Source organism: Actinomycetota bacterium (assembly GCA_035759705.1).
GTDB lineage: Bacteria > Actinomycetota > CADDZG01 > JAHWKV01 > JAHWKV01 > JAJCYE01.
Genome location: DASTUJ010000176.1, coordinates 1 through 5,269, shown reverse-complemented (window position 1 = coordinate 5,269; position 5,269 = coordinate 1). Strand labels below are relative to the sequence as shown.

The following is a 5,269-nucleotide window of genomic DNA, read 5'->3' as shown; positions in this document are numbered from 1 at the left end:
GTCGCCGCGGGTGCGGATCTCCTTGAGGACCTTCTTCAGGCGCTCCTCGAAGTCACCGCGGTAGCGGGAACCGGCAACCAGGGCCCCGAGGTCAAGCGTGTAGATCTGCTTGTTCTTGAGCGTCTGGGGAACCTCGTTGGCAACGATCTTGGTCGCCAGGCCCTCGACGATGGCGGTCTTGCCGACACCGGGCTCGCCGATCAGGACGGGGTTGTTCTTGGTACGGCGGGACAGCACCTGCATGACCCGCTCGATCTCCTTGTCCCGGCCGATGGTCGGGTCCAGCTTGTTGCCGGAGGCCAGCGCGGTCAGGTTGCGGCCGAACTGGTCGAGAATCGGGGATCCACCGGGGGATGCTGCGCCTTCACCTGCGCCTGCGCCGCCGCCGGACGATCCCTTCTCCTGGGACGGCCCGAAGCCGCTCAGAAGCTGGATGACCTGCTGGCGGACCCGGCCGAGGTCGGCTCCGAGCTTCTGGAGAACCTGGGCGGCCACGCCTTCACCCTCGCGGATGAGGCCGAGCAGGATGTGCTCGGTGCCGATGTAGTTGTGGCCCAGCTGCAGTGCTTCCCGCAGGCTGAGTTCCAGGACCTTCTTTGCCCGGGGCGTGAACGGAATGTGCCCTTGGGGAGAAGACGAACCGGTGCCGATGATCTCTTCAACCTGGGACCGAACAGAGTCCAGCGATACACCCAGGGACTCGAGTGCCTTCGCAGCTACGCCCTCTCCCTCGGAGATAAGGCCCAGCAGGATGTGCTCGGTGCCAATGTAGTTGTGGTTGAGAAGCCTGGCTTCCTCCTGGGCAAGCACGACAACGCGCCTGGCCCTATCGGTAAATCTTTCGAACATGGCAATCACTCCATCCCGGGAACCATCTGGCTAAAATAGTCGGTTCCGTCACTGATTATAGACCGCTGGACCCTCACTAAAACCCGTGCTCGAAATCGCGAAAACAGGCGCGCGGAGAGTTATCGGCCGAGTGGCGGCTCCTCTTAAGCGGGAGCTCTTCCAGCGTGCACACTTGGCCTGTCACTGGCGACCGCGGTCCATGGGTATCCGTGCGGTTGCTCAGGCGTAAGTTGTTTACTTAGCAATGTTAATGCGTCTTTGCCGCTACACGGTTAAACGAGCCTCCGAACCTATTCATTCCCTATTGCGACAATGAGCCGATGGACGACCAGGCGCCGGTGCGCATCACCTTTGCCCAAGGAACCGCCGCCGCCGTCAACCGGACGTTCATAGGATGGTTCTTCGCCTTTGCGATCCTCTTCGCGGGGGCTGCGTTCTACCGCCCGGCGATCCAGGCGTTCGCGGTCGGGTTCCCGATCTACCTGGTGTTGTGGAAGCTGCGGCTGCGCGGCGCCACCAGACCAGGTTGGGCGCTGGTTGTTTCCAGGGACGCGTTGACGCGGGAGGGTGGCGGGTCGGATCGCAGCATTGGGAAGCGGGAGGTTTCACGAGTTCGGTTTGAGGAGCGTAGGTCCCAGGTTCAGTTGGTTGCGTTCAACCGCGAGGGCAAAGCGGTTTTCCGGTTGCCCGTCGACAATGGGAGTCGGGACCGAATTGTCGAGGCCCTTCGGGCGTTCGATTGGCCGGTCGCCGGCCCACCGGCCGTTTAGCCTCCGGCGGCTACCGAGCCGTCGCTTCGCCGGACGCTCACTATCTCCGCCAGGATGCTGATTGCTATCTCCTCCGGGCTCTGGCTGCGCAGCGCCAGGCCGATGGGCATGTGGACCCGGGCGATCTTCTGCTCGTCGAAGCCGAGCTTGCCGAGTCGCTTGAAGGCGGCGGCCGCCTTGCCCTTCTTCAGCATCACGCCCAGGTAGGGCACGTCGGTCCCCATCAGGGTCTGCAGGACCGCCTCGGAAAACTCGTTCACCTCACTGCAGATTGCCACGTAGGTGTTGGCGTCCGGCCGCAGGGCCTCGACGTCCTGGGGCTCCGGGGTGACGATGACCTCGTCGGCGCCCTCGAACTCACCGACACTGTAGGCGTCCGGCCCGGCGGCCACCCGCACGTGGAAGCCGCTGCGTTCGGCGAGGCCGGCCAGAGCAGAAGCGACCTTGCCGGTGCCGACAACCAGGAGCTGTGGAATCTGACCCGGGTCGTGCGCGGCGGTACGGGAGGTCTTGGACGGTGAGGGCGTGTCGGCGGCCCGCCGGGCGGCAATCTCGGCGGCCCGCTTGGCGGCCGCGGTTCCGATCTCCGGCATGGCGGCCACCACCGCTTCTGCGATTTCGGGAATCGACGCCTGGATGGCGGCTTTCAGGTCGGCGATCGCGGCGGTGTCTCCGCTGGTGGCCTTCGGCTTGTCGGGGGCCGGCTGGGTTACGCCGTCCTCCGGGCGGAGGGCCGGGAACAGGATCACCTCACGGATCGACGCCTGGTCGGTCAACACCATAAGGAACCGGTCGATCCCGAACCCCAGGCCGCCGGTCGGCGGCATGCCGTACTCCAGGGCCTTCAGGAAGTCCTCGTCGATCATGTGGGCCTCTTCGTCAGAGTCGTCCAGCTGGGCCTCGAAGCGGCGGCGCTGGTCGATGGGGTCGGTCAGCTCCGAGTAGGCGACGCCCACCTCCATGCCGGCGATCTCCAGGTCGAGGTGTTCGGTGAACCGGGGGTCGCTGCGGTGCTGGCGGGCGAGGGGGGACACCTCTTTCGGGAAGTCCATGACGAAGGTCGGTTGGACCAGGTTGCGTTCCACCTTCTTCTCGTAGAGCTCGAGCAGGAGTTTGCCCCACGACCAGCCCGGGTCGACCTTGACGCCCACCCGCGCGCACTCGGCGGCCAGGTCCCCTTCGACGTCGATGCCGGCTTCCGCGACCAGGTCGATCATCCGGGCTCGGCGGAACGGGGGCGTGAGATCCAGGATTTCGCCCTGGTAGGGAACCTTCATCGTCCCGCAGGTGGCCTGGGCCGTTTCGGAGACCATGTTCTCGAGCAGCTCCGCCATGTCGTTGTAGTCGGCGAACGCCTGGTAGGCCTCGAGCATCGTGAACTCGGGGTTGTGGCGGACCGACACGCCCTCGTTGCGGAAGTTGCGGTTGATCTCGAAGACCCGCTCGACTCCTCCGACCACCAGGCGCTTCAGGTACAGCTCGGGGGCCACCCGCAGGAACAGCTGCATGTTGAGGGCCTCGTGATACGTGGTGAAGGGCTTGGCCAGGGCGCCGCCGTGGATCGGCTGAAGCATGGGGGTCTCGACCTCGATGAACCCGCGCTCCTGCAGCCAGTTGCGCATGAACGCGATCGCGCTGGAGCGGGCCTTCATGACCGTACGGGCCTCGGGGTTGGCAATCAGGTCCAGGTAGCGCTGGCGGTAGCGGCCCTCGACGTCCTTCAGGCCGTGCCACTTCTCCGGGAGCGGCCGCAGCCCCTTGGTGAGGATGTCGAAGCCCTCCAGGGCAACGGACAGTTCCCCGCGCCGGGTCCGGATGACCGGCCCCCAGGCGCCGACCCAGTCGCCGATGTCCAGGTCCTCGAGCCGCGCGAAGCGGTCTCCCAGCCGGTTGGCCTGGGCCAGCAGCTGGATCCTGCCCGAGTCGTCTGCGACGTCGGCGAAGACCAGCTTGCCCTGGCGCCGGAACGCCATCAGCCGGCCCCCGATGCGGACCTTCAGGTCGCTCTCGCCCCCGGCCTCGAGGTCCGGCACCAGCGGCTCGATCTCGCCGATCTTGTGGGTCCGCTCGAACATGACCTTGAAGGCGTCCTCACCGGCGGCCACCAGCGAATCCAGCTTGTCCCGGCGGGCTTTGAGGTGGTCGGCGGCGCGCTCGGGCGCCTCAGGTGTGCTTTCGGGGGTTTCAGACATTACGTTCGTAGAGGATACGCAATCCCGCGAGGGTCAGGGTCGGCTCGAAGCCGGCCTTGGTGGTGCAGTGCTCCAGCACCAGCGGCGCCAGGCCGCCGGTCGCAACCACCTGCGGTTCCCCTTTCATCTCGCTTCGGATGCGGTCGATCATTCCGTCGACCATCGCGGCCGCCCCCAGCAGGACGCCGGAACGCACGGACTCGATGGTCGATTTCCCGATCACGGACCGGGGCGGGAGCAGCTCGACCCGGGGCAGGCGGGCGGCCGCCTGGGCGAGCGCATCGGCGGATACCTGGACTCCGGGGGCGATCGCCCCGCCGAGGTACTCTCCCCGCTGGCCGATGACGTCGAAGGTGGTGGCGGTTCCGAAGTCGATGACGATGAGCGGCCCGCCGGCGAGGGCGTAGGCGGCCACCGAGTTGCAGATGCGGTCCGCCCCCAGCTCACCGGGGTTGTCGATGAGGATGGGCATGCCGGTCCTGGTCCCCGGCTCGATGACCACGGGAGCAAACCCGAAGTAACGCTCCACCATCTCCCGCAGGGCGGCGGTCAGCGGGGGGACGACGCTCGAGATCACGACGGCTTCCATCTGGGCCGGAAACGACAGGTCGTTCATCGAAAGTAGCTGGCGGAAGGTCAAAGCCAGCTCGTCGGCGGTGCGGGCCCTCTCGGTGCGGGTACGCCACTGGGCGATCAGGTTTTCGCCGTCGAAGACCCCCATGTGGGTCTGGGTGTTGCCGACGTCGACCGCAAGTAACACGGCTAGTGAACTAGGAGTGGGGCATTGGTGACTCCGTCGAGCTGCACGACGTTGGGCCGGTGCGCCAGGGCCTCGGCGTCCTCCATCTCGGCGTAGGCGATGACAATGACCCGGTCGCCCGGTGTGACCAGATGCGCGGCGGCGCCGTTGACGACGACCTGGCGGGAGCCCCGGTCGCCGGTGATCACGTAGGTGACGAAGCGGGCGCCGTTGTCGACGTCGACCACGTGCACCTGCTCGTTCTCCAGGATGCCGGCGCCGTCCATGAGGTCCGGGTCGAGGGTGATGCTGCCGATGTAGTCGACGTTGGCGTCGGTGACGACCGCCCGGTGGATCTTGCCGTGCATCATGGTGCGTCTCATCGCTCTTCCTTCCGTTCAGGCCGCTGAGCGGTCCCGACGATGCAGTTGTCGATCAACCTTACCGATCCAACCTGCGCCGCCACGACGATCAGCGCCTCGGAGGAAACGGTGTCCACGGGTTCGAACGTCTGCGGGTGGACCACCTCAAGATACTGCACCCTTACCGCCGGGTGCTGGTCGAGCACCGCTCGGGCGGCCGCCACCACTCCGGCGGCAGACGGCCTCCCGCTCGTTGCCGCAGCTTGAAGAGCCTCGTACAGGGCTGCCGCCTCTCTCCTGTCCTCAGGGCCCAGGCGCCGGTTGCGGCTGGACATCGCCAGCCCGTCCGCCTCCCGC

6 protein-coding genes are annotated in these 5,269 nt (G+C 66.5%); 1 reads left to right on the top strand and 5 read right to left on the bottom strand.

Features of this window, described 5'->3' with window-relative positions:
- Window positions 1–849 (bottom strand): Clp protease N-terminal domain-containing protein (locus VFV09_12225; protein HEU4868479.1); only part of this gene is annotated, 849 nt, incomplete at its 3' end.
- A gap of 320 nt (window positions 850–1,169) precedes the next feature.
- Here VFV09_12225 and VFV09_12220 point away from each other — a divergent pair.
- Complete coding sequence (locus tag VFV09_12220; protein ID HEU4868478.1) at window positions 1,170–1,619, top strand: hypothetical protein; 450 nt, start codon at window positions 1,170–1,172, stop codon at window positions 1,617–1,619.
- Here the strand turns inward: VFV09_12220 and lysS are convergent.
- The 4 genes from lysS to VFV09_12200 all read right to left on the bottom strand — a co-directional run.
- Window positions 1,616–3,811 carry a lysine--tRNA ligase gene (gene lysS / locus VFV09_12215; protein HEU4868477.1) on the bottom strand — a complete coding sequence of 732 codons (2,196 nt, stop codon included), beginning with the start codon at window positions 3,809–3,811 and terminating at the stop codon, window positions 1,616–1,618. The two genes, VFV09_12220 and lysS, sit on opposite strands and share 4 nt — an antisense overlap.
- Window positions 3,804–4,571 (bottom strand): type III pantothenate kinase, encoded by a 768-nt coding sequence (locus VFV09_12210; GenBank protein ID HEU4868476.1) that lies wholly within the window; start codon window positions 4,569–4,571, stop codon window positions 3,804–3,806. The genes lysS and VFV09_12210 overlap by 8 nt, the downstream gene beginning before the upstream one ends.
- A gap of 2 nt (window positions 4,572–4,573) precedes the next feature.
- Window positions 4,574–4,933 (bottom strand): aspartate 1-decarboxylase, encoded by a 360-nt coding sequence (panD, locus tag VFV09_12205; protein HEU4868475.1) that lies wholly within the window; start codon window positions 4,931–4,933, stop codon window positions 4,574–4,576.
- Window positions 4,930–5,269, bottom strand: a 340-nt coding sequence (locus tag VFV09_12200; protein ID HEU4868474.1) for a pantoate--beta-alanine ligase, incomplete at its 5' end; no start/stop codon positions are given. The genes panD and VFV09_12200, both read right to left, overlap by 4 nt.

What these genes read in the sequence shown, in the direction of transcription:
- panD (HEU4868475.1), bottom strand. Translation starts at nt 4,933, where the DNA reads ATGAGACGCACCATGATGCACGGCAAGATCCACCGGGCGGTCGTCACC.
- lysS (HEU4868477.1), bottom strand. Translation starts at nt 3,811, where the DNA reads ATGTCTGAAACCCCCGAAAGCACACCTGAGGCGCCCGAGCGCGCCGCC.
- VFV09_12220 (HEU4868478.1), top strand. Translation starts at nt 1,170, where the DNA reads ATGGACGACCAGGCGCCGGTGCGCATCACCTTTGCCCAAGGAACCGCC.